We start from the raw sequence: 24,787 nt of genomic DNA, 5'->3' as shown, positions 1-24,787 counted from the left end.
GACAGCCGTCTGATGGTGTAAAGGGGATGATGATATGCGGAAAAAAGGGATTGCGGCCGCTCTGCTTGGCGCTGCGCTCCTGCTGACGGCGTGCGGGACGGTGCAGGCGCCGGCACCCGATGGAGAAGAGGAAGAAGAGATGACAGACAAGATCAGCGGGGAGTTCGGACAGGACGACTACCGTCAGCTGGCTGATCCATCGATGGCGCTGTCCCGGCAGCTGCTGGAACGCGCAGAAGCGGATGACGACGGCAATGTGTTCGTCTCGCCGGTCAGCCTGCTGGCGGCGCTGTCGATGCTGCAGAACGGAGCGGACGGAGAAACGCGGGCTGGCATCCTTGCGGCCATGCAGGCATCCGGATTGGATGAAGACTCGCTCAACCGGGCGAACGCCTCGCTGCTCGACCGGCTGCAGAATAATGACAGTTTCACTCTGACGATGGCCAATTCCGTCTGGGTCAATGACGGGTTCACGCTCCAGCAGCCGTTCAAGGACGTGCTGAGCTCCTATTATCTTGCGGCGTCAGAGGAGATCGATGCGGGCGATGATGCTTCTGCAGACCGCATGAACGACTGGGTGAAACGGCAGACGAACGGCAAGATCGAGGAGATCGTACAGGCGCCGCTCAGCGGGGATCTAGTGCTGTATCTGCTGAATGCCGTCTATTTCAAAGCACCCTGGAAGTACCCATTCCTGGAAAGTGCCACCGAAGAGGGGGCCTTCCGTCTTTCGGACGGCAGCCGGGCGGACGTGCCGATCATGAACCTGCAGGAGGAACTTCCATACCGGGAGACCGATCAGTTCCAGGCCGTCTCCCTGCCCTACGGGGAAGACGGCCGCATGCGGATGGACGTCTACGTGCCAAAAGAAGGGACGGCAGCCGAAGACTTTCCGGCATTCCTGACAGCTGAACAGCGGAACGGCTGGCAGGATGCAAAGACACGGCCCGGCACTGTCCTGCTGCCGAAGTTCAGCCTGTCGTACGAAGTTGAACTGAACGAAGTCCTGTCGACAATCGGCATGCAGCGGGCGTTCGGATCGGATGCCGAACTCGGCCGTCTTGTGGAAGAGGAGAAGGATAAGCTGTATGTCAGCAGTGTCCTGCAGAAGACCTATCTGTCGGTGGATGAAGCCGGCACGGAGGCGGCCGCGGTGACGTCCACGTCCGTTGACGTAACATCGGCGCCGCTCGCTGAACCGTTCACACTGAAGGCGGATCGGCCGTTCCTCATCGAAATCCGCGACCGGGATTCGGGGCTTGTCCTCTTCGCCGGCAAGATCGGAAATCCTGTGCAGGAAAAATGAATAGGCAGCCGGGAAGCGGCAATCGGACCGTTTCCTGGTTGTTTCAAGTACTCTCACAAAATAGGTTTACAGCCGGGAATATAGGGTATTTAACTGTTGCAGGCTTTTGCCTGCAAAAAATTTAATATGTCATGTGAACGCTTTCACAAGAAGGGGGAACTTGAGATGAAAATTACAATTATCGGTTCAGGACATGGAGGTTCCATGGCGGCAGCCTGTCTCGCGCGCGATGGCCACGAGGTAAGCATGCTCAAATTGAGCGGCCGGCCGGATGAACATTTCCAGAAACTCGAACAGACGAAACAGATCACGCTCCACGACGAACACGGAACACAGACGGTTCCACTCCTAGCCGTGACCCGCAACCCTGCAGAGGTCATCCCGCAAGCAGATATACTCCTCATCTATTATGTATCGAACTACCACAAATCCCTCGCGAGCGCCCTTGCTCCGCATCTCCAGAAACACCAGACCGTCTATATCTGCCCAGGCTATCTCGGCAGTGTCTACTTCCTCAATGAGCTGGAACGGCTCGGCCGCAGCGGGGACGCACCGCTGTTCGCAGAGGGGGAGACGCTGCCGTACAGCTGCCGCATCACGGCGCCCGGGGAAGTGACACTGTACTCGGTGAACTATGGTCATCCGATTGCGACTGTGCCGGCAGGACGTGTGGAAGAAGCATGCAAGACGCTTGCGCCCGTTCTCGGCCACTGCATCCCGCGTGATAATATCGCGGAAGTGGCGCTGCATAACCCTAACCTGATCATGCATACGGTCGGCATCGCGCTGAACGCCGCCTACATTGAAAACTCGGATGGGCAGTTCTCCATGTACACGGAAGGGTTCACACCATCCACATGGAAGGTGGCCCATGAGCTCGACCAGGAGAAAATGGACATGCTCACGCGCATCGGTGCGAAGCCGCGCTCTTACATCGAGGAGTTCAAAGTGCGCACGTTCACCGATCCGGACGCCTATTCCGATGACGAAGCGTTCGAGATCTATGCGGAAAGCGTGAAAGACCTGCGCACGAAATCGGTCGATAACCGCTATATCACGGAAGACGTGCCCATGGGACTCGGGCTGCTCCACTCGCTCGGCAAGCATCTCGGCATGCCGACACCTGTCGGGGATTCAATCATGACGCTTGCGGGCACGATGGTCGGCGACGATTATTTCGCGCAAGCCCGCACTATCGAAGCGCTCGGTTTCAGCTCTGCGAAGGAATTGCTGTCATTCATCACTGAAGAACAGGCGGCGCATGCCTGAGTGAGAGGCGGAGGGGGAGTTTCCCCTCCGTCTTATTTGTGTGCCGGACTTGCATTCGGAAGAACGGCGATGTATGATAGGTTCTGACCAATTGACCGGAACTGAAATATAGTCATTTTTGATGAAAGAGGTGTACCTATGGATCGCAGAGCGGAGATATTGGAAGCCGCTGCGAAGTCCTTTTCGCTGTTCGGCTACAAAGCGACAACGATGGATCAGGTCGCGAAAATCGCAAATGTCGGCAAAGGGACGATCTATACGTTCTTCGCCAATAAGGAAGAACTGTTCAATGCCATTGTTGTCGGCATGATCGATGAAATGCGGTGCGAAGCGGAAGCGGCAGCGGTCCCGGACGCTTCATTCGAAGAGAATGCGCACGCCCGTCTCATGTCCATCCTGAAATTCCGGACGACACACCGGCTGTATGCCAAGCTGATCGACGAAGGGAAAGAGATCCGGACGCCTGCTGTACAGGAAGTGCTCGCCGATATCGAAACACAGATCATCCAGTTCATTGCCGAAAAGATCGAGAAGGGCATTGTACGCGGCGAAGTCAAGCCATGCAATACGGAACTGGTTGCGTATTTGCTGTTCAAATCGTACATGGCGCTCGTCGTTGATTGGGAAAGGACCCATGATCGTGAATTGGCCGAGTCGGAAATCACCGATCTGCTGAGCAGCACCATTTTTAAAAGTCTCATACGCTGAGACTTCTTTTTTCATCATTGAATGACCGGAATCCTAAAATGGTCATACAGTCAAGGAGGAAACGGTTATGAAAAAGACAATGACAGGGGCCGAGTGGAAACAGCTTCTCCGCACCCGCAAGATGCTCGTCCCGATGATCGCAATCCTGTTCATCCCGGTGCTCTATGCAGGGATGTTTTTATGGGCGTTCTGGGACCCCTATGCGAATATGGACGCACTGCCGGTTGCAGTCGTCAACATGGATGAGGGCGCGGACTTCGAGGGGACGCATCTCGCACTCGGTGATGATCTCGTCGACAAGCTGACGGACAGCAAACAGTTCGATTTCAAAGGAATTTCGGAAGCGGAAGCCCGTAAAGGATTGAACGACCAGGACTACTATATGACGATCGAAATCCCGGATAACTTCTCGGAGCACGCAACAACGCTCCTGGATGACACACCGGAGAAATTGGCACTCATCTACAAACCGAACGAAGGGTTCAACTTCTTATCCGCCCAGATCGGTGAGACCGCCATGGACCGTATCAAAGCGGAAGTGAACGAGAAAGTGTCATCCACGTATGCGGAGCAGCTGTTCGACTCCATCAAGGAGATGGGCGACGGATTCGGCGAAGCGGCGGACGGTGCCGGCAAACTGCATGATGGGTCCGGCAAGCTCGTGTCCGGGACGGATGATCTGAAAGGGTACCTGGAACAGCTCGCATCGAGCACGGTAACCTTGGCGGACGGTTCCGACCGGCTGAAGAAAGGCGTCGCGGAAGCTGCAAACGGTGCTTCTTCACTGAATGCCGGACTCGGAACCCTCGTTTCTGGTGTCGGTGAACTGCAGAGCGGTTCACAGAAAGCAGCCGCAGGCGCGAATGATCTGAAGAGCGGAATCGCCCAGTATACGCAGGGTGTCGAAAAACTTGCCGGCAGCTATCAGCAGATCGGTGCAAAAGAGAAGGAGTTCGGGGCAGGCGTCGCGAACCTTGCGGAGAAATCCGGGTCGCTGAACGCAGCAGCCGGTCAGCTGACAGGGGGTGCCCAGCAGGTGAACGCCGGCATCTCCCAGCTGTCCGATCAGCTCGCACCGATTCTCGCGCAGCTTCCTGAAGAGCAGCAGGCCGCGCTGAACGGTGCGCTCGGCCAGCTCCAGGCGGGCAGCGCGCAAGTGGCAGGCGGACTTGGGGAATTATCTTCGGGGACAGCCGCGCTGCGGTCCGGCGCCAGGGAACTGAACGGAGCAGCCGGGCAGCTCGCAGGGGCGCACGCGCAGGCACTGGCAGGTGTGAACGAACTGAACAGTAAATCCGGCCAGCTTCTTGCGGGGGCTTCATCGCTTGCAGACGGCAACAATGCATTGAGCGCCGGGGCAGGCAGACTTGCGGATGGCGCGGCTTCCGCCAAGGAAGGATCCGGTCAGCTCGTCAACGGTCTGACGGCGCTGACCGAAGGGACGAAGACACTGACGGACGGCACGGGAACCCTTGCGTCCAAATCACGTGATCTTGCGGATGGATCGGCAGCACTTGCCGATGGTGCCAAGGAACTGAACGAAGGAACCGGCACACTGCAGGAAAAGCTTACAGAAGCGAACGAGACGGCCTCTGAAGTCAAGCCGACAGACAAGACATACGAAATGGCGGCCGCGCCGGTTGATGTCGAAAAAGATGCGGTCAATGAAGTGCCGAACTACGGAACCGGCTTTGCGCCGTACTTCCTGTCACTCGGCCTGTTCGTCGGCGCCCTCCTGCTGTCAATCGTTTTCCCGCTCGTCGAACCGGCAATCCCGCCGACCGGCCCGTTCCGCTGGTTCACGAGTAAAGTGACGGTGCTCGCGACGGTCGGTCTCATCCAGGCATTGATTGCCGTAGGGATCATCAAATACGGGCTCGGCATGGAAACGGTCGATACGCCGATGTTCGTTCTGACCGCAGTCATTACGAGCTACACGTTCATCGCACTGGTGCAGCTGTTCGTTTCGGTATTCAGTGATGCCGGACGGTTCCTCGCGATCCTCGTGCTCATCATGCAGCTCGTGACAAGTGCCGGGACATTCCCGCTGGAGCTGATTCCGGAGCCGTTGCAGGTGTTCAATAAATTCCTGCCGATGACGTATTCGGTGCAGGCGTTCAAAGCATCGATCTCAACTGGGGATATGGCTCATCTGTGGGCCTCGAACGGCGTGCTCCTCGGCTTCATGGCCGTATGTCTCGCACTGACAGCCGGCTATTTCGCCCTGCTGTTCAGCAAACGGTATTCGAAACAGGAAATTGCGGAAGCCTGATGTGGATAAATATGAAATACCGGCAGCGCACATTGCGTCTGCCGGTATTTTTGTGGATAGCATACGAGTTATTCAGAAGTTTTGCAGAAGTTATCACCGGAATGGGGAAAAGGTATCCACCGAAATCGGGTGTAACTTTAGTTATCCACATAACAAGTAGATCTTGATCGCTTTAAAGCCCTTCATTATCCACATTCCTTTAAGGTTTAAGAGATAGCATACGCTGGCAAGCACTATTGGACAGAACGTGCGGTGTATCGGACAGTTTGCGGAGGATATCCGCCATTTCACGGGTGATATCGGACAGAACCTGTGAAGTATCGGACGTTTCGCCGAATTTATCGGCATCTGGGCACAATTCAAAGGATGATTGGTGCTCACTCCGTTCGTTTTGTGTGGGACTTCGCTCGCACATGCGCGGCGAAGCAGCGGATACGCGCGCGGCGAAAAAAAAAGCGCGACGGAAGGGGAGATATGCGCGGGCAGGCACCAGATACGCGCGGCCAGAGGCGAAATACGCGTGCGACGGAAAATACGCGCGGCAGGAGAGGAGATACGCGCGGACGGGAAGCAAATACGCGCGCGGCGAAAAATACGCGCGGCAAGAGGGGAGATACGCGCGGGCAGGAAGCGAATACGCGCACGACGAAAAAATGCCCTGCGGAACAATTCCGCAGGGCGTGTGGGCCGTGATTATGAGCCGACGTAGTCGCCGCCGTCGACGTGGATCGTCTGGCCGGTCATGTAGCTGGCATCATCGGAGGCGAGGAACACGTAGGCCGGTGCGTTTTCGGCCGGTTCACCACGCCGTTTCATCGGCGTGTCGCTGCCGTGGGCCTCCACTGTCTTTGCGTCGAATGTCGACGGGATGAGCGGTGTCCAGATCGGGCCCGGTGCCACTGCATTCACGCGGATCTTCTTCTCCGCGAGGTTGAGCGCGAGGGAGCGTGTGAATGTCGTGATCGCCCCTTTGGTCGCCGAATAATCGAGCAGTCCCGGGGATCCGTTATAGGCGGTCACGGATGACGTATTCACGATCGATGCGCCTTCTTTCAAGTGAGGGAGTGCGGCGCGCGTCAAGAAGAACAGTCCGAAGAAGTTCGTGTCGAACGTTTCCCGGAGCTGGTCGCCTGAAATATCGAGCAGCGATTTCTGCGGGAACTGTTTTCCTGCATTGTTGACCAGCACATCAAGACCGCCGAACTCTTTGACGACATCCTCGATAAGCGTCTCGCAGTTTTCCTCGTCACTGATATCGATGCGCCTCTTCCATGCTTTCCCGCCATACTGCTCGATCAGTTTGACCGTCTTGTCGGCATCGACGTCTTCGTCCTCGCTCAGATAGGCGATGGCGACATCCGCCCCTTCTTTCGCGAACGCAACGGCCACGGCACGTCCGATTCCGCTGTCACCGCCGCTGATCAGCGCTTTTTTCCCTTTCAGCTTTCCGGAACCTTTGTAGTTTTCATCGTCGTAGATCGGCTGGGGTGACATCTCTTCTTCGACACCGGGCTGCTGTTCCTGCGTCTGGGGTTTCACCTGTTCATCGATCTTTTCATATTTGTTCTCAGACATAGGTTGAATCCTCCTTACCGATTTTCTAATCAGAGTATTCCCGTCTGTCCGCCTTGCAAACACTGGCTCGTTTTGCATAGACTAAGAGAAGGACATACAACTGACAGAATTTCAGGATGGAGGCGGGACGGATGGAAACGAAACAAACACGCTGGCAGCGTCTGCAGCTGCCATTCGCGTCAGTCATCTGGCTGGGCAGTGCATCTCTGCTGATCGGGCTCCAGCTGCAGGCGGACCAGGCTGTCATTGCAATTGTGCTGACGGTCTGTGCGGTGCTTTTCTTCCTGGTCACGGACAGGACGGCCTTTTTCTTCTATATTCTGTTCACCCTCATGACAGTTTTCTATTTCCTGTACCGGGCCTTCATGGATGGCTGGTCACCCGGTGAACAGGCGGCGGGCATCGGGCTCCATTTCCTGTTCCTGCTTCACCTGTTCGCGCTCTATAGCGTGGCGAAATACGTCTATTCGTACCGTCTGGAAAACAGGGAACTGAAGCAGCGGGTGGAGGAACTCCGGGAATTCATCTCCGAGCAGGGCGTACTGACGAAACGGGAGTTCGAGAAACAGGCATCGTTGGTGTTATCGTCCATGGAACGGCACCGGGAACCGGGCTATATCGTGACTGCGGATCTGTCGGCACTGCGAAGAGCTGCCCGGAAGCAGGCGATGGCGGCAAGCGGTGCCGCCATCTACGGGACGCTCCGGAAACACTATGATCTCGTCGGCCAGCTGGATGGCAGCACGATCGTCTTCCTGCTGCAGAATATCGGTGACGAGGGCTATGCTGTCGTCGAACAGCGGCTGCAAGAAGCGATGCTGCGCCAGCTCGAACCAGACGCGTTCAAGCAGATCGGCTGGGAGACCCGGAAGATAGAAGGGCAGCGGACACTCGATGAACTGCTGGTGATTCCATGAACAGACGTCTGATCATCCTGCTGACGACCGCCTTCCTGTTCATCGTTTTGCTGGTTGTCGCGGCTGTGTTCAACGTAAAGCTGCTGCTGTTCTTCACGACGGCGCTGTTCCTGCTGCTGCTCGGGTATTACTCCATGCTGACGATTGCGGGTCTCTACAACCGGCTGAAGGGGCAGGAGATTCCGGAGCTCGCCGAGTATCCAAGTGTCGATATACTGATTCCTGCGCATAACGAAGGGGTCGTCATCCAGGACACAATCGAAGCGATGACCCGGCTGAACTATCCAGGCAATCTGCAGATCTACGTACTGAACGACAATTCGTCCGATGAAACCGGAGACATCGCCGAGGACTTCGCGGCTACATTCACCAACGTCCATCATATACTCGTGCCGCCCGGCGAACCGAAAGGGAAGTCCAGGGTGCTCAACTATGGATTGAGCATTTCCGGCGGGACCTACTACTGCGTATACGATGCCGACAATCAGCCGGATCCGGAAGCGCTCGTCAAGCTTGTCGCCGTAGCCGAAAGCAATCCGAAGTCTGCCGGCGCGGTCGGCTATGTCCGGACGGTCAACGAGCAGGCGAACTGGCTGACACGGATGATCTCGATCGAGTTCCAGGTGTTCCAGCTGCTCATGCAGTCGGGCCGCTGGCAGCTGTTCAAGACCGGCTCGCTGACGGGGACCAACATGCTTGTCCGGCGGTCCGTCATCGAGGAACTCGGCGGGTATGATCCGTATGCGATCGCAGAAGATGCAGAACTGACGCTGCGGATCACGAAAGCGGGCTACTACCTGCCGATCGTCCCGGACTCCATTACGTGGGAACAGGAACCGGAAACGCTCGGCGTCTATTTGAAACAGCGGACCCGCTGGCTGCAGGGGAACCTGTACATCGTCGAGAAGACGCTGACGGAACCCGGTTATTTCAAAGGCAAGCTGCTCGTCCATTCCATCCATCAGCTGCTCGTCTATGTCGTGTTTTGGCTGTTTCTCGTCATCTCGTATATCTGGTTCATCCTAGGCCTGCTCGATATTTTCTACATCGAATACACCTACCCGCTGCTGTTCATCTGGTATCTGGCGTACATCGTCTACACGACGCAGCTGTTCGCAGCGCAAGCGACACAGCGGACATTCACACCGCTCAATGTGTTCATCAGCGTCATCATGTATTTCACGTATGCGCAGCTGTTTTCGTACCTGTTCGTTCGGAGTCTCATTCTGTATGTCAAGGCCAAAAAGAACCGGCAGATCATCGGCTGGGACAAAACGGAACGCTTCAAACAGAAGTGAACACAAAGAAAGAGCGCTGCCCGCAGGCAGTGCTCTTTCCTTAGTTGCGGAGATGCAGCTTCTCTGCAGGAACAGGCGCACCGATATAGTATCCCTGGACCGCATCGATCCCCATCGAGACGAGCAGGTCGAACTGGGCCTGCGTCTCGACGCCTTCCGCAATCGTGTACAGGCCCATCGTCTTGCTGAACTGGATCATCCCTTCGACGAGCTGCTGCGTCTTCGGATGACTCACGAGGCTGTTCATGTACACTTTGTCGATCTTCACTTTGGAGATCGGCAAGTACTGCATGTAGCGGAACGAGGCGTAGCCGGTCCCGAAATCATCGAGGATGAAGTTCACACCGGCATCCTGCAGTTCCTTCATCTGCTGGATGATGGACTGTTCCTCTTCGGCCCGGAAGGCGAATTTTTCGGTGATCTCGAGTTCCAGCTGGCCCGGCCGGCATCCTTCAGTCTGCAGGATGCTGAGCATGTTTTCCTTCATAGGATGGTTCGAGAATTCGCGCACCGACGTGTTGACAGACACATGCGGGCTGCCTTCCTGTTCCTCAAGCCTCACGGCAAGACGGGCTGCTTCCGACAGGACATATTCGCCGATATTGGCGATCAGGCCATTCGATTCGGCGATCGGGATCAGTTCATCCGGCGAGACAGTGCCGAGTTCCTCATCCTCCCAGCGGACAAGTGCTTCGTAGACCTTGACCTGCTTTGACGCCACATCGTACTGGGGCTGGAACGCGACTTCGAGCGCCTTGTGATCGAGCGCTGTCAGCAGTTTCCGGTTGATGAGCGACCGGCGGTTCAGCACTTTGTGCGACGTTGCCGACAGGGACACGATCTTGCCGCCGCCCTGCTTCCGCACTTCGTCGAGCGTCATCACTGCCGCTTCGAGCAGGGTGACGTAGCTTTTCTGGTCTTCCGGATACCGGACGATGCCCCCGCTGATCGACAGCGGCAGCGCTTCACTTCCGATATAGAGCGGCTGCTGTTCCAGGAAGTCGAGGAAGCCCTGGACGTACCAGTCCCCGAACGGTGTCAGTATGACGAACTGGCTGCTGCCGATGCGTGCGATCGGATTGTCCTGGAAATAGCGCTTCATGCGGTTTGCGAATGCCTGTGTGAGTTCCGTTTCATCCGTCCCGTTCTGCAGCTCTTTCAATGTGTAATAATGATCGATGGACAGGTAGACGAAGGAGAAGCTCTTCTCTTCCCGGATCATGTCATTGACAAGCGATTCCAGTTTGTGGCGGCTCATGAGACCGGTTTCGATATCGATGAAAGCAATCTGCTCGAGCCGCTCTTTCAGCCGGATGTCTTCCGTGATGTCGAGTTCGAGGAACAGCGCACGCGCCAGACTGCCGTCCTCCTCCATCGACGGTACGGCCAGCATGTTCGTGAAGTACGGTTCGCCGGTCCGTTTCTGTTTCTGTGCCGTGCCGAACCACGTTTTCCCCGATTGCAGCTGTGTCCATATGTGGTGGATCGTGTTCTGCGCTTTTTCGTCTTCATCGAACAGCTGCCAGATCGTTTTCCCAAGAACCCGCTTCGGAGTCCAATTGCTTACATTCAGAAAGTTTTTATTTACAGAAAGTACGAGACCTTCCGCATCTGTTTGGGTTACCATATAGTAATGATCGAGACTGTGCCGGACGTCAGGCATATCCAGATCATGCTGTTCGTGTAAGGTGGTCATGGAAGTTCCCCTTTCAACTAGTTCATAAGACCAGTATAGACCAAAACCTTGAACTTTTCACCTATATTATGAAATTTATACAAGCACATAGATAGAATCATATCAACGAGGAAACGAAGGTGAATGGATGGAACGGGTAAAAGGACTTGCAATGATTATAAGCGGGGCCGCTTTATGGGGACTTTCCGGGCCAATGATGGAATGGATACTGGAGAACAGCGGGATGTCGGTCTCGTTCCTGCTAACAAACCGGCTGCTGATCGCAGGCCTATTGCTAATTACCTATTTAAAACTGAAGGGCAAACCGGTGATGCGACCTTGGCGGCAGAAAGTATGGGCCCGTCAGATGGTCATTTTCGGGGTGCTCGGAATGCTTGGCGTCCAGTTCGCCTTCACATCCGCAATCAGCGAAAGCAACGCGGTGATTGCGACGCTGTTCCAGTTCCTGTCGCCGATCTATGTCATCCTTTTCGTGTCGGTGCGTCAGCGGTTCGTTCCGCCGCTCGCTCAGATTGCGGGGATGCTCGTCACGCTCGGGGGACTGTTCCTGCTGCTGACGAACGGGTCGCTGTCTGGCTTCAGTCTCACGCCGGCAGCGGTCTTCTGGGGGGTTGCCGTCGGGTTCGCCTTTACATTCTATACGCTGTACCCGGTCCGTCTCATGCAGGAATGGGGGGTTCTGCTGTCGATCGGCTGGGCGATGGTCGCCGGTGGAGCGGCGTTGTTTGTGATGAACCCGCTGCGCCTGTTCAGGGAGTTCCACTATCTGCTTGATTGGAAAGTTGCACTCATGCTCCTTGGCGTCATTATCGTCGGTACAGTGGCCTTCCTGCTGTTCCTCGGCAGCATGAAGTACATTTCCCCGATTGAAACGAGCATTCTCTCGAGTTTCGAGCCGCTGACGGCGATGATCGTCTCGGTCACGTGGCTCGGTGCTGTCCTCGGTATGTGGCAGCTCGGCGGTGCTATCATCATGCTGCTCGGTGTGACTGGTATCTCGATTGCCGGAGGGAAAGCGAAAGAGGAGACAGCATGAAAGCACGGGAGACCATGGCGGATGCCAGTGGTCTCCCGTTTTTTCATGCTCATTTTGTTCCTCAGGCAGCTCAGTGGTTTCCGCTCTGCCCTCTCCATTGACACGGCCAGGGATCCCGTCCTGGCAGTCTAGCATTCGTGCATCAGACAATTCAGTTCATTCACTATACACTGACTTCCCATTATGGCATACTAAGGACTACTAACTAATTCGTTTAACGAAACAATTCAGGAAGGACGATGGACGTGAAAACAGTATTCTCCTATGCAAGGCCTTATAAATGGCCGATCCTCATCGCGATCTCCATGATGCTCGTGGAACTGGCCGTCGAACTGGTGCAGCCGCTGCTGATTGCGAAAATCATCGATGACGGCATTACAGCAGGGGACCGGGAGACGATCATCGTGTTCGGCGGGTTCATGCTCGGATTGGCATTGCTCGCATTCGCCGCAGGTATCACGAACTCGTTCTTCGCCGCACACGCAGCGCAGGCGTTCGGCTTCGATATCCGCCAGGCGCTGTTCCGCAGGATCCAGTCGTTCTCCATGGCCACATTCCTGCGCTTCCCGTCGTCCTCGCTTATCACACGGCTGACGAGTGACGTAACGATGGCGCAGAATATCTTGTTCATGGGTGTGCGGTTCCTGCTGCGTGCACCGCTTCTCGTAGTCGGAAGTCTTATCATGGCAATGATCGTCAATGTGAAACTGGCAGGATTCCTCGTGATCGGCGTCCCGTTCCTCACCGTGTTCCTGTTCGTCATGGCCAGGAAAGGGGTCGTCTATTTCGCGAATGTACAGCGCCGGCTGGACCGGGTCAACCGTGTCATCCAGGAGAACCTGCAGGCAGTCCGGCTCATCAAGGCTTACCTCCGCGGTGCCTATGAAGGCAGCCGGTTCGCGAAAACGGCCGATCTGCTGCGGAAAGATACCGTCAAGGCGTTCCGAATGATGGAACTGATCATGCCGGTCCTGCTGCTGATCATGAACGGCAGCCTCATGCTCGTCCTCTGGTTCGGCGTCGGCACCGTGCGCGCCGGCAATGCACAAGTCGGGGAAATTGTCGCGATCGTCAACTACGCATTCCGGATCACCGGCGGCTTCTCGATGTTCTCCTTCATGATCATCGCGTTTTCACGCGCGCAAGCGTCTTCAACGCGGATGGAAGAAGTCCTTCTGGCCACTGACGATCAAGAAGAGACGGCTGACCGGCAGGGGGCCGGTGCGGACGTGAAGCAAGGCGCCCTGACATTCGACCATGTCTCCTTCCATTATCCGGGGCATGAGGAGGACGTGCTCAAAGACGTCTCCTTCGACATCCAGCCGGGCCAGAAGATCGCTGTGATGGGGGCGACCGGTTCCGGGAAATCGACGATGCTCAACCTCATTCCCCGGATCTTCACCGCAACGTCCGGGCGCATCTTGCTCGACGGAAAGGATATCCGCGACTGGCCGCTGGAGGAACTGCGAAATGCGATCGGCCTCGTGCCGCAGCAGTCCGTCCTCTTCACGGGAACAATCCGTGAAAATCTGGCGTGGGGGGATCCGGAGGCGCGGGCGGACGAACTGGAAGCGGCAGCTGAAAAGGCGCAGATCCACTCGTCGATCCTGCGGTTCCCGGCAAATTACGATACGCGTGTCGGGCAGAAGGGGGTCAACCTGTCGGGCGGCCAGAAGCAGCGCCTGTCCATTGCACGGGCGCTCGTCCGCAAACCGGCAGTCCTGCTGCTGGATGACAGTACGAGTGCGCTCGATGTGAAGACGGAGAACGCCCTCTGGGAAGCGCTCGAAGATGAGCGTGCCACGATGATCGTCATCACCCAGAAGATCCATACGGCTCAAGGGGCGGATAAGATCCTGCTGCTGGATGAAGGGGAGGTCTCGGCCTACGGCACGCACGACGAACTGATGGAGCAGTCGGCGCTCTACCGCAAGATCGCCGGATCCCAACTGGATGAGGAGGTGGAGGACAGTGGTCAAAAGCATAAAGAAACCCTTCGGTTACGAACCGATTCTTGAGAAGGATGACTTGAAGAAAGGGGCGAAACGGCCGCGTGAGGAAGTCGGTGACTGGAAGAAAGCGCTTCTCAACATCTGGCGGATTGTCGACGAGCAGCGCGGACTGCTGATCACGGTGCTCGCACTCGTCCTCGTCAGTTCGGGGCTGACACTGCTCGGACCGTTCCTGATCGGAAAGACGATCGATAACTTCATCATCCCGATGAAAACCGCAGGCCTCGGTAAGCAGATCGGTCTGTTGCTCGCGATCTATGCAGGGGCATCCCTGTCCATGTATTTCCAGAACTTCTGGATGGTCGGCATCGCCCAGAACACCGTCTACAAGCTGCGGGCAGGGTTGTTCAATCATCTGCAGCAGCTGCCCGTCTCGTTTTTCGACAGACGCCAGCACGGAGAACTGATGAGCCGGATGACGAATGATATCGAAAACATCAGCCAGACGCTGAACTCATCGTTCATACAAGTGTTCTCGAGTATCCTGACACTCGGCGGGACACTCGCGGTCATGCTGTACCTGAGTCCGTTCCTGACACTGATGACGATGATCATCGTACCGATCATGTTCATCGCCATGCGCTGGATCACCCGCCGTACCGGCATCCTGTTCAAGCAGCAGCAGCGGGCGATCGGGGAGATGAACGGCATGATCGAAGAAACGATTTCCGGACAGCGGATCGTCAAGGCATTCTCCCAGGAAGAGCGCATGAAAGAGGAATTCGCCGAGAAGAGCGGCAAGCTCCGGAACACCGCGTTCTGGGCACTGACGTATTCGGGGTTCATTCCCAAAGTGATGAACATGCTGAACAACCTGGGCTTCGCCATTGTCGCGGGGATCGGCGGTCTCCTCGCATTGCGCGGGGACGGTATCGTGACCGTCGGGACAATTGTGATCTTCGCGGAGTATGCCCGTCAGTTCACACGTCCGCTCAATGATCTCGCGAACCAGTTCAATACGGTCCTGTCGGCGATCGCGGGGGCGGAGCGCGTCTTTTCGATCATGAACGAAGCACCGGAGCAGGACGCGGCGGAAGGGAACGGGGACATCCGGCTGAAGGGGGACGTGGAGTTCGATCATGTGTCGTTCGGCTATGCATCGGAAACGGACGGCTATACGATCGATGACGTCTCGCTGCACGTCCGGGAAGGGGAGACTGCGGCGCTGCTCGGTGCGACAGGCGCCGGCAAGACGACGATCGTCCAGCTGATCGCCCGTTTCTATGAAACGAACAAAGGGACGATCCGCATCGACGGCATTCCGATCGATGAGCTGCCGCGGACTGTCCTCCGCAGCCAGACGGCATTCGTGCTCCAGGATCCATTCCTGTTCGAGGCGACGGTCCGGGAGAACATCCGCTATGGCCGGCTCGACGCCACGGATGAAGAGATCGAAGCGGCCGCGAAGAAGGCGAATGCGCACGAGTTCATCGAGCGGCTGGAAGAAGGGTATGACACGCTGCTGACAGCGGACGGAAGCGAGATTTCCCAAGGGCAGAAACAGCTGCTGTCAATCGCCCGGGCATTCGTCGCGGATCCTGTCATTCTGCTGCTCGACGAAGCGACAAGCAGCATCGACACCGTCACCGAGCTCGAAATCCAGGCGGCGCTCGAGACGCTCATGGAAGGACGTACCAGCTTCGTCATTGCACACCGTCTGAACACGGTGAAGAAAGCGGACACAATCTACGTGCTTGATCAGGGCAGGCTCATTGAATCAGGCAGCCAGCAGGAGCTGATCGCGCAAGAAGGTGTGTACTATAACATGCTTATGCAGTCGAAGTTATAGCATAGTGGAGGGACGGCAGCTGCCGTCCCTTTTATATTTGCGCGCAGAGCTCACGTTGGGTGCGGATCTTGCATGGGTGACAGGGGATGTGTGAAGTTATGAGCGCTCTCGGGACGGTTATGATCACTTCGGGAGATTTGTGAGCAGAAAACCGGAGTTTATGATCACTTTTGCGGGTTTATGAGCGGAAATCCATTCTTATGATCACTTCCAAAGATTTATGAACGCGGCCCATGGGATGGACCGCAGGGCAAACTAAAAACCACCGGCTCCGGTGGTTTTCAGCAGGGAATTATTTTTCATCCTGGAAATTCAATTTCTTGCCGTCGTCAAACTCGACATTCAAGTCGAACTTGGAGTACTCATCGATCTGGTAGTAGTCGAGGATCTTGTCGCGCGCTTCTTCACCGGACATGTTGCTCTCCAGGTTCGTATCGATGAACAGCTTATCGAGCTCATCCATGGCTTCTTGGCCCTTCAGGTCGATGTTGTTCTGCTCATTCTGATATTCGGGATCGAAATCTTTTTCCACCTTGTATTCCGCGTCGACCGCATCTTCACCATTCACGTCGATTTCAAGATCAAAGACATTGAAACCGTAACCGTCGCCGGTGTCCCGGTCGCCGCCTTCTTTTTCATCTGTCGTCACGATGTCCGCTTCATCCCGGTTGTCCTTGTCGGCGTCCTTGCTGAAATTCCCGCATCCGCCGGTAAAGAGAACACCCGCGAACAGGGCTGTTCCGACTGTCATCATTTTCTTCACCGTCTCACGTCCTTTCCGGATAAGCTCGATTGTCTGTTTGTACTACTCTACCTGTTTTCCATCGAATTTAAACAGTCAGGACCGAACTCACCACTTGGCTGTGAACGCCTCACAAGAGCCGAGCAGCCGGCGGATCGGGAGGCGTTCTCCGGAGTCCAGCTTGACAGACCCGTTGAAGTAGCCGAACACTTGCGTAAAGTCCGCCCGGATGCTCCGTCTTCGTGCTTCTGCTGTGCGTTCGAAAAACGGGGTGAAGGTCAGGTCGACACAATCGGTGAATTTAGTGTGGATTGTCCACCGGTCTTTCATGCGTTCCGGATTCCAGGAAAAAATGACATCTTCGTGGATTTTGGTCATGCTGCCATCCACGATGACCGCATTCTCTGTCAGCCCCGTTCCATCGGACCATTGGCCGCCGAGGTTGAGGCCGATACGGCGCCCGCCGGACCGCTGTGACGCCATCCCCCATTGCCAGTCCGTACTCTTCGGCCAGATACCTCGCGTACAGTTATACACCGTGAAGCTGTAATCGGGATTGAATTCGTATCGTTTATCACCGATCTGGAGGATTCCGGAAGTCGGCAGAATATGGTGCTTTGCGGTGAATTGGAACACACTGCGGTTTTTCGGAACGACCACATTGACAGACTCATCGTCCGCCGGATGGCTGATATGGAAGTCTGCATGCAGGGGTTCATTGTCAAAATCGGAAATGGAAACGGACAGATGGCTTTTCCGGTTTTCCTGGATGACATGGAGCGACAGGCGGCTGTCTTCGAACTTCATGCTCGACAGGACATCTTCCGGCATCTTGACGTGGCGGGCGAATGGCAGGGCGACCCGCTTTTCGAAGAAGCGCTCCGTCTCGTAGTCCAGGAAGTAGATGAGGCAGACGGCGCCGATATCGAAGTGGGCCACCGTCGCTGTGAAGAGCACTTCCTCCCCATAGACTGTCCACGTATTCCATTTTTTCTTATTGGGGAACTGCCCCCTCAGATTGCTCCGGACGATCGGCTGCGATGCATACCCGATCGCTTCGGGGTTCAGCAGCCCTTTCGTGTCACAAAGCAGGACCGGTGATGTCAATTCTCGTTCTGCATGCTGCATAAGCCGTCCTCCTGACAGTTGTCTTTTCGCACAGTTCTTGGTATACTTTCAATTGTAGCAGATTGGTACGGAATTATCGTCAATGAAACGTGTCCGTCACCAACTCCATACGGGGCATTAGTTCAGCGGGAGAATACTTCGCTGGCAGCGAAGGGGTCACCGGTTCGAATCCGGTATGCTCCATACGAATTAGGGGAAAGCGTCCGCATTGTGCGGGCGTTTTTTTGCGGCATGAACTGCCCGTGACCGGCATAGTCTCTTCCGAGGAGGCGAAACGATGTATGACCGTGAAGCGGCCGTCCGGTATGCAGATCGCTGGTGGAATTCACGCAATCCTGCATATCCGTCGTTCGATGATGATTGCACGAATTATACTTCACAGTGCCTGCGGGCAGGCGGGGCACCGATGCACGGCAGTCCGGCGCGGGACCGCGGCTGGTGGATGACCGGCGGGAACTGGAGTTTCAGCTGGTCTGTCGCACACTCACTGCGCTGGTATCTGGCCGGATCGAAACGGGGACTGACGGCAAGGCAGGTCGGGTCCGCTGAAGAGCTGCAGCTCGGTGATGTCATTTTGTATGATTTCCAGGGGGACGGCAGGTTCGATCACTCGACGATCGTCACTGCGAAAGACGGGGCTTCCCCTCTTGTGAATGCCCATACGTACAACGCTAAGCACCGCAGCTGGGATTACAAAGACTCCTATGCATACCGTCCGGAAGCGAAATACATCTTCTTTCACATCAACGACGAGTTTTCATGAGATGCTGAATTCGACGGTTGGCAAGTATTGAACACCATTATGTTGTATACTGGAATGTATCAACTGCAAAAGGAGATACATTCATGGACGAACAAGCATTATCTGTAAGAGACGCAATCACATCCCGCCGCTCCATCAAGAACTTCAATGGGCAGCCGGTGGAACAGAGCGAGATTACGGACATTCTGGAAGATGCCGTCTGGGCGCCCAATCATGGAAACCGAAATCCATGGCGATTTGTCCTCGCTGCAGAAGACACATACGAACGATTTCTTGACGTCCTTCGTGAATTCGGTGTACCTAAGTGGAAAGAGCTGGACGACGAAACGCTGGATAAACAGATGAGCAAATTTTCGAAGGCGAGCGCAGCGCTGTTCGTCATCGTACCGGAAGACGCGCGTCAGAAACAGCGGCACGAAGACTTCGCAGCCGCAAGCACGCTGATTCAGAACGTCCAATTGCTGGCGTGGGACAAAGGCATCGGCACCTGCTGGAAAACGCCGGGCTTCCTGGATGACCCGAAATTCCGTGAGCGCCTCGGCGTACAGCGGGGGGAGCGGATCATCAGCATGCTGCAGTTCGGCCATTTCGACGAGCTGCCGAAAGCGAAACCGCGTACGCCGGTGGAAGACCTGGTCACCTATTGGCAGGAAAACACAGCAGAATGATCAAAAGCCCCTTTCTTCTCGGAGAACGGGGCTTTTTTTTGCGAAAAATTTTAGCGGCTGTCCTTGAAATGTGTCCGGATGCCGATAAATTCGGCGGAGTGTCCGATACTTGCGATGAAGTGTCCGATACTTTCCGCGATCTGTCCGATACCCCACGCCAACTGTCCGATACATCGCCCGAACTGTCCGATACTGCCCTGGAGGAGGGCTGACTTGTGCGTTTCTTCGCGCCATGAAGCCGTCCGGGACTTTTGAGAGCCACCGCGCCCGCGACGGGGCTGACAGGAAATGAGCGGAGCGAACACCAGCCATGCTCTTGAATTGTGCCCGGATGCCGATAAATTCGGCGAAGTGTCCGATACTTGCGCTGAACTGTCCGATACTTTCCGCGATTTGTCCGATATCTCCCGCCAACTGTCCGATACATCGCCCGAACTGGTGCTACCATAAAAAACGTACACACCAGCGCTCCTTTTTGTTATATTCAAACTACTTGAAAAGAGGTTGTGTATATTATGGGGAAACATCAGACGCATGAATTTAAAGTGTACATCTGTCGGCTTGTCGTTGAGGAAGGACGGAAAATGACCGAGCTTTCCTACGAAACAGGTGTCGCCCTCAGCACCATCCGGAAATGGGTGGCGAAATACCGGCAGGCATCCAAGGAGATACGGCTAGAAGAAGGCATGGCAACTCCGAAGGACATCGAAAAGAGGCTTCGCCAGGCTGAGAAAGAAGTCGAAGATTTGAAGCAGGAGAACGAAATCTTAAAAAAGGCTATGCATGTCTTCGCGAAAAGCCAGTCATAAGGTACCAGTTCATAGAAGAGCATTCGAACAAGTACAGTGTGGCGAAGATGTGTGGAATACTGGATGTTTCGACAAGTGGCTATTACGAATGGAAACGGCGGCCTCTGTCGGAAGAGTGGCAGGCTCGCAAGGAAAACCGGGAGGCGCTGAAGCAGGACATCGCCATCTTCTATCATATGAACTACGGTGTGTATGGCAGTCCCCGGATCCATAAGGATCTTCTGGAGATCGGCTACCTAGTCAGCGAAAGCTACGTCGGGCAGCTGATGAAGGAGATGGGGATCGCTGCTAAGACACAACGGAAATTCGTGATTACGACGGATTCGGATCACGACCAGGCGATCTATCCGAACCTCTTGAATCGGCAATTCGCCGTTCAGGAACTGGATACTGTCTGGGTGGCAGACATTACATACATCTACACCAAGGACGGATGGCTTTATCTGGCCAGTGTAATGGATCTCTGTTCCCGGAGGATTATCGGTTATACAATGAGTGATTCAATGAAGACTGAACTTGTCAGTTCAGCGCTCAAGAAGGCGCTGCTTCTGCGGCAGCCGAAGAATGGATTTCTTCACCACTCAGACCGAGGCAGCCAGTACTGTTCTAAGGAGTATATCGAGCTTCTGGAGGAGCGTGAGGTCCAGATCAGTATGAGCCGAAAAGGCGATCCCTACGATAACGCTTGCATCGAGTCCTTCCATGCGACCATCAAGAAGGAGCTGGTGTATCAATGGGGGCAGCTGACACGCGCGCAGGCCCGACAGGAGATCACCCGATACATCGATGAATTCTACAATGCGAGACGCCGTCATTCGACGCTGGACTACTTGTCGCCGATATCATTCGAGAAGAAAAAGCTGGAGAAAGCAGGCACACAGCAGGCGCTCATTTCGTAACCCTTTAGACGGGGAAGGAGAATTATTCCAACGGAACCATTCTTCTTACCTGTCCCACCAAGCAAAGCGCGGTAGCTACTTCTCACAAAAAGCGCTCCTTTTTCGGTGTACGTTTCTTGACGGAAGTCCAGAACTGTCCGATACCGCCCCCGCCCCCCAAACGCTCCCCGCCACACGAAAAACCCCCGGCACACAGTATGCCGGGGGGCTGTCTCATCAGATTCAAATCTTCAGCTGATCCTTCGTCAGGCCTGACAGTTCCCCGTAATAATCGCCGAGGACACGCAATCCTTTGTCGAAGTTTTCGAGCGTCAGATGTTCGTTCGGTCCGTGCAGATTCTCGGTTTCAAGACCGAAGCCCATGAGGACAACGGGGAGCCCGAGGATTTCATCGAAATCAGCTACGATCGGAATCGATCCGCCGCCGCGTGTGTAGACTGTCGGGACATTGTACACCTTTTCGTACGACCGGCTCGCTGCTTCGAGTGCCGGGTGATCGAACGGTGTGATGTATGGAAGTCCCTGGTCGAACGGAGTTACCGTGACAGTCACGCCCTCCGGCTTATGTGCTTCGATGTGGGCCTTCAGCTTATTGACGATCTCACCCGGCGTCTGGTCCGGTACGAGACGGCATGTGATCTTCGCGCCGGCTTCGGACGGCAGCACGGTTTTGATGCCTTCCCCGCTGAATCCGCCGAAGACACCGTTCACTTCGAGTGTCGGCCGGGCCGATGTGCGCTCGAGGAACGAGTACCCCGGTTCGCCGAACAGCTCGGGGACATCGAGTTCCTTGCGCTGTGCGTCTTCATCGAAATTCAGATCCTTGTAAGCCTGCCGCTCTTCATCGCTCAGCGGGCGCACATTCTCATAGAAGCCGTCGACCGTGATTGTGCCTTCCTTGTCGTGGAAGGAGGCAATGATTTCCGCGATGGCATGGATCGGGTTCGCCACGCCGCCGCCGAACGTGCCGGAGTGCAGGTCGCTTTTCGCGCCTTTGACATCGATCTGGATACCGCTCAGACCGCGGAGTGCGTAACAGATCGCCGGCTGGCCGGGTGCATAGAGCGCCGTATCGGAAATGACGATTGCGTCCGCTGCGAGCTTGTCCTGGTGGTCTTTGATGAAGGACACGAGGTTCGGACTGCCGACTTCCTCTTCCCCTTCGATGATGAATTTCAAGTTGACAGGGAGTTCCCCGTCGAGCTGCATGAGCGCCTCGGCCGCCTTCACGTGCATGAAGGCCTGCCCTTTGTCATCCGTCGCGCCGCGTGCATAGAGCTTGCCGTCACGTTCTTCAGGTGCGAACGGTTCGCTGTCCCATAAATTCAGCGGATCGACCGGCTGTACATCATAGTGACCATAGACGAGGATCGTCGGCTTGCCTTCCGCATGCAGCCAGTCCGCATATACGGCAGGGTGCCCGCCGGTCGGTTCGATCGAGACGTTCTCGAGGCCGGCCTGCTTCAGCGATTCCGCCAGCCACTCAGCGGCTTTTTTCATGTCCCCCTGATGTTCGGACAGGGCGCTGATGCTCGGGATGCTCAGAAATTCCTTCAGCTGGTTCAGGTGTGTGTCCCGGTTCTTTTCGAAGTACTCATTCAATTGATCCATAGTTGCCATGGAAATCCCCTCATTTCGATTAAATTCACCGCTAAGCGGGAAGAACAGAAATAACTTCCGCGACTGGCCCGGTCTGCTGCCGCACTCGCACAGCTTTCCCGGTCAGCCGGGGCAGTATGTGTGAAGCGGAACTTATTTCTTAAGTATAGCAGAGTTTCAGGGAATTCTAAAAAGAGCAGACTTCCGGCACCGCCCGGACACCCCTCATATGCTATACTGTTCCAACAGCTTGGAAAACCTTCATACATAAGCAGGAAAGCGTTTTGCGGCTATGCAACCTGGCGGCCGGAATGCACGTCAGTACTGTATCCCAAAACAAACCAGGAAACTTACCGGGAGGAATCGCTCTTGTTCATCGCACTTGCCTTCTTTTTAGTGATGTCATTTTTCTTATCAGGAAGTGAAACTGCACTTACAGCTGTCAACCGGATGAGAATCCAGATGCGGGCAGAGCAAGGGGATCCGAAAGCCATCCGTCTCCGCGCGCTCATTTCGAAGCCGGACCGGATGATCACCGCCATCCTGATCGGCAATAATATCGCCAATATCATGATGCCGACCATCGTCACGAAGATCGCCATTGACAAAGGGTGGCCGCTCGGACTTTTGACAGGGACTCTGACAGTCGTCCTCATCATTTTCGGTGAAGTGCTGCCGAAGACGATTGCCGCCACATTCGCGGAAACGCTCGCCTACACAGTGGCTCCCGTCATCCGGCTGCTCGTCAAGCTGCTGACACCGCTCACATACTTGCTTGCGCTGTTCACGAACCTTTTCATCCGCATCCTTTCGAAAGGGAAAGTGAAGGAAGCGACGCTGACAAAAGAGGACTTGCGTTCAATGGTCGACATCGCGTCGACGGAAGGGACGTTCCAGCACGAGGAATCCGAGCGGCTCAAAGGAGTGCTCGATTTCCCGGAGAAGGATGTGCTGGATGTCATGGGCACGCACCGGACCGACGTCGTTGCGCTGCCGCTCGAATCGACGTATGAAGAAGTGCGCGGCACGGTGCTCGAATACTTCTACACCCGCTACCCGATCTATGAGGAGAGCATCGACAAGATCATCGGTGTGTTCTATTCCAAGCGGCTGATCGAATGGTCCATGGATCCTGACTTGCCGTTTGATGAAATGATCGACCGCGATCCGCTGTTCGTCGTCCAGACGGCAAGTGTCGAGAAAGTGTTCAAGATGATGCTGGCCCACAAAAAGCATATGGCGATCGTGCTGGATGAATACGGCGGCACTCTCGGCGTTGTCACACATGAAGACATCATCGAGGAGATGATCGGCCAGGAGATCGAAGATGAGACCGACGAGGCGGAAGACGCCATGGTCTATGAGCATACGGAAGATACGCTCGTCTGCCAGGGCCGGCTTGAAATCGAGGAAGCCGTTGCCCTGCTCGGCATCGACCTGCCGACAGAGAATGAAACGATCGGCGGCTTCGCCTTCCAGGAGCTGGACCATGTGCCCGATCCGGGCGAGCGGTTCACCTATGGGCCGCTGCTGTTCGAGATCGAGGAGATGGACCGCAACCGGATCGTCCGCCTGAAAATCACACGGCGTCCTGACGAAGTCGTGGAAGATGAAACGTAAATTGCGCAACCTTACACGTTTGTAAGATAGCTGAAAGAAAGACCGATAGTTCGTCCCCGGGTTCTGGTGCATACTGTATGTAACAGCTAGAACACGGAGGCGTTTACGCATGAACCCAACATTGGATGAATTACACGAACAATATGGTCGTTACCTATATCATTTATGCCTGAAACTGACACGCAACAAAGAAGAAGCGGAAGACCTCATGCAGGATGTATGGGTGAAGGTCGTCCGCTCAAGCGGACGCATGGAAGGTGTCGATCGCATGAAAGCCTGGCTGACGACGATCTGCATGAACACGTTCAGGGACCGGTACCGGAAAGACGTGCGCCGCAGCAAGTATGTCATGAACCAGCCGGACACGCTCGATATCCCGCTGCTCGATCTCGTGCCGAGCGGAAGTCCGCTGCCGGGCGACATCGTGGAACAGCAGGATCTGCGGGCCGCTGTCCGCAGCAAAATCGAACAGCTCGACGGCATCTACAAGACGACGATCGAATACTTTTACGTCAACCAGTATTCACTCATCGAGATTGCGGAAATGATGCAGGTCTCAATCGGAACCGTGAAATCGCGCCTGTTCCGTGCAAAGAAGTATTTGAAAGAACTGCTGACCCAGGACCAATCCGTCAGCGAGCTCGTCATTGCCTGAATAAGCAGCCGGAGAGGCTTTCCCGA

Annotated in this window: 22 protein-coding genes and 1 tRNA gene; 18 read left to right on the top strand and 5 right to left on the bottom strand. The window is 55.5% G+C overall.

Going from position 1 to position 24,787, the window contains the following annotated elements; all coding sequences use genetic code 11:
* Positions 1 to 34 precede the first annotated feature (34 nt).
* The 4 genes from QWT68_RS11035 (at position 35) to QWT68_RS11020 (ending at position 5,555) form a co-directional block, all read left to right on the top strand.
* Positions 35 to 1,306 (top strand): serpin family protein, encoded by a 1,272-nt coding sequence (locus QWT68_RS11035; RefSeq protein ID WP_290148394.1) that lies wholly within the window; start codon positions 35 to 37, stop codon positions 1,304 to 1,306.
* 165 nt (positions 1,307 to 1,471) lie between these two features.
* Positions 1,472 to 2,575 (top strand): NAD/NADP octopine/nopaline dehydrogenase family protein, encoded by a 1,104-nt coding sequence (locus tag QWT68_RS11030; RefSeq protein ID WP_040287633.1) that lies wholly within the window; start codon positions 1,472 to 1,474, stop codon positions 2,573 to 2,575.
* Between the two features lie 138 nt (positions 2,576 to 2,713).
* Positions 2,714 to 3,283: a TetR/AcrR family transcriptional regulator gene (locus QWT68_RS11025; RefSeq protein ID WP_290148392.1), complete on the top strand. Its 570-nt coding sequence runs from the start codon at positions 2,714 to 2,716 to the stop codon at positions 3,281 to 3,283.
* Positions 3,284 to 3,350: 67 nt separating this feature from the next.
* The gene (locus tag QWT68_RS11020) at positions 3,351 to 5,555 is read left to right on the top strand and encodes a YhgE/Pip domain-containing protein (RefSeq protein WP_244898721.1); all 2,205 of its coding nucleotides are present in this window, start codon (positions 3,351 to 3,353) and stop codon (positions 5,553 to 5,555) included.
* A gap of 693 nt (positions 5,556 to 6,248) precedes the next feature.
* On the opposite strand, the gene QWT68_RS11015 is transcribed toward QWT68_RS11020, so the two are convergent.
* Positions 6,249 to 7,130 (bottom strand): SDR family oxidoreductase, encoded by an 882-nt coding sequence (locus QWT68_RS11015; protein ID WP_040287631.1) that lies wholly within the window; start codon positions 7,128 to 7,130, stop codon positions 6,249 to 6,251.
* Between the two features lie 131 nt (positions 7,131 to 7,261).
* Here QWT68_RS11015 and QWT68_RS11010 point away from each other — a divergent pair, with 131 nt between their 5' ends.
* Positions 7,262 to 8,047: a hypothetical protein gene (locus QWT68_RS11010; protein ID WP_290148390.1), complete on the top strand. Its 786-nt coding sequence runs from the start codon at positions 7,262 to 7,264 to the stop codon at positions 8,045 to 8,047.
* Positions 8,044 to 9,345: a glycosyltransferase family 2 protein gene (locus QWT68_RS11005; protein WP_040287629.1), complete on the top strand. Its 1,302-nt coding sequence runs from the start codon at positions 8,044 to 8,046 to the stop codon at positions 9,343 to 9,345. Before QWT68_RS11010 ends, QWT68_RS11005 begins: the two co-directional genes overlap by 4 nt.
* A 40-nt stretch (positions 9,346 to 9,385) precedes the next feature.
* On the opposite strand, the gene QWT68_RS11000 is transcribed toward QWT68_RS11005, so the two are convergent.
* Positions 9,386 to 11,041 carry a sensor domain-containing protein gene (locus QWT68_RS11000; RefSeq protein ID WP_290148389.1) on the bottom strand — a complete coding sequence of 552 codons (1,656 nt, stop codon included), beginning with the start codon at positions 11,039 to 11,041 and terminating at the stop codon, positions 9,386 to 9,388.
* 127 nt (positions 11,042 to 11,168) lie between these two features.
* On the opposite strand from QWT68_RS11000, the gene QWT68_RS10995 reads away from it, so the two are divergent.
* From QWT68_RS10995 to QWT68_RS10985, 3 genes are all read left to right on the top strand, one after another.
* Positions 11,169 to 12,077: an EamA family transporter gene (locus tag QWT68_RS10995; RefSeq protein ID WP_040287627.1), complete on the top strand. Its 909-nt coding sequence runs from the start codon at positions 11,169 to 11,171 to the stop codon at positions 12,075 to 12,077.
* Between the two features lie 245 nt (positions 12,078 to 12,322).
* On the top strand, positions 12,323 to 14,095 hold the full coding sequence (locus QWT68_RS10990; RefSeq protein WP_290148388.1) for an ABC transporter ATP-binding protein: 1,773 nt from the start codon (positions 12,323 to 12,325) through the stop codon (positions 14,093 to 14,095).
* A complete protein-coding gene (locus tag QWT68_RS10985) occupies positions 14,049 to 15,878 on the top strand; it encodes an ABC transporter ATP-binding protein (protein WP_290148386.1) in 1,830 nt (609 codons plus the stop codon). Before QWT68_RS10990 ends, QWT68_RS10985 begins: the two co-directional genes overlap by 47 nt.
* A 292-nt stretch (positions 15,879 to 16,170) precedes the next feature.
* Here the strand turns inward: QWT68_RS10985 and QWT68_RS10980 are convergent, their stop codons facing one another.
* Together QWT68_RS10980 and QWT68_RS10975 are read right to left on the bottom strand one after the other, a co-directional pair.
* On the bottom strand, positions 16,171 to 16,632 hold the full coding sequence (locus tag QWT68_RS10980; protein WP_244898739.1) for a YusW family protein: 462 nt from the start codon (positions 16,630 to 16,632) through the stop codon (positions 16,171 to 16,173).
* A gap of 96 nt (positions 16,633 to 16,728) precedes the next feature.
* Positions 16,729 to 17,748 carry a DUF2804 domain-containing protein gene (locus tag QWT68_RS10975; RefSeq protein WP_040287624.1) on the bottom strand — a complete coding sequence of 340 codons (1,020 nt, stop codon included), beginning with the start codon at positions 17,746 to 17,748 and terminating at the stop codon, positions 16,729 to 16,731.
* A 111-nt stretch (positions 17,749 to 17,859) separates the two neighbouring features.
* Here QWT68_RS10975 and QWT68_RS10970 point away from each other — a divergent pair.
* The 7 genes from QWT68_RS10970 (at position 17,860) to QWT68_RS10940 (ending at position 20,887) form a co-directional block, all read left to right on the top strand.
* Positions 17,860 to 17,931 (top strand) — tRNA-Ala (locus QWT68_RS10970).
* A gap of 94 nt (positions 17,932 to 18,025) precedes the next feature.
* Positions 18,026 to 18,511 carry an amidase domain-containing protein gene (locus QWT68_RS10965; RefSeq protein ID WP_040287623.1) on the top strand — a complete coding sequence of 162 codons (486 nt, stop codon included), beginning with the start codon at positions 18,026 to 18,028 and terminating at the stop codon, positions 18,509 to 18,511.
* A gap of 83 nt (positions 18,512 to 18,594) precedes the next feature.
* Complete coding sequence (locus tag QWT68_RS10960) at positions 18,595 to 19,179, top strand: nitroreductase family protein (protein ID WP_040287622.1); 585 nt, start codon at positions 18,595 to 18,597, stop codon at positions 19,177 to 19,179.
* A 38-nt stretch (positions 19,180 to 19,217) separates the two neighbouring features.
* Entirely contained in the window at positions 19,218 to 19,391 is a 174-nt protein-coding gene (locus QWT68_RS10955) for a hypothetical protein (RefSeq protein WP_179860802.1), read from the top strand.
* A gap of 76 nt (positions 19,392 to 19,467) precedes the next feature.
* On the top strand, positions 19,468 to 19,629 hold the full coding sequence (locus QWT68_RS10950) for a hypothetical protein (RefSeq protein ID WP_290148382.1): 162 nt from the start codon (positions 19,468 to 19,470) through the stop codon (positions 19,627 to 19,629).
* Between the two features lie 65 nt (positions 19,630 to 19,694).
* Entirely contained in the window at positions 19,695 to 19,988 is a 294-nt protein-coding gene (locus QWT68_RS10945) for a transposase (RefSeq protein WP_290148381.1), read from the top strand.
* Entirely contained in the window at positions 19,985 to 20,887 is a 903-nt protein-coding gene (locus tag QWT68_RS10940; RefSeq protein ID WP_290150482.1) for an IS3 family transposase, read from the top strand. Before QWT68_RS10945 ends, QWT68_RS10940 begins: the two co-directional genes overlap by 4 nt.
* Before the next feature lie 222 nt (positions 20,888 to 21,109).
* On the opposite strand, the gene QWT68_RS10935 is transcribed toward QWT68_RS10940, so the two are convergent.
* Entirely contained in the window at positions 21,110 to 22,507 is a 1,398-nt protein-coding gene (locus QWT68_RS10935) for a dipeptidase (RefSeq protein ID WP_290148379.1), read from the bottom strand.
* 348 nt (positions 22,508 to 22,855) lie between these two features.
* On the opposite strand from QWT68_RS10935, the gene QWT68_RS10930 reads away from it, so the two are divergent.
* Both QWT68_RS10930 and QWT68_RS10925 read left to right on the top strand, forming a co-directional pair.
* On the top strand, positions 22,856 to 24,106 hold the full coding sequence (locus QWT68_RS10930) for a hemolysin family protein (protein WP_040287619.1): 1,251 nt from the start codon (positions 22,856 to 22,858) through the stop codon (positions 24,104 to 24,106).
* A gap of 109 nt (positions 24,107 to 24,215) precedes the next feature.
* Positions 24,216 to 24,761, top strand: coding sequence for an RNA polymerase sigma factor (locus QWT68_RS10925; protein WP_040287618.1), 546 nt, complete (start codon positions 24,216 to 24,218; stop codon positions 24,759 to 24,761).
* Positions 24,762 to 24,787 lie beyond the last annotated feature (26 nt).

Origin of the sequence: Sporosarcina trichiuri (genome assembly GCF_030406775.1) — a bacterium.
In the GTDB taxonomy this organism is placed as follows: Bacteria; Bacillota; Bacilli; order Bacillales_A; family Planococcaceae; genus Sporosarcina; species Sporosarcina trichiuri.
This window is presented reverse-complemented; position numbering and strand designations above follow the sequence as displayed.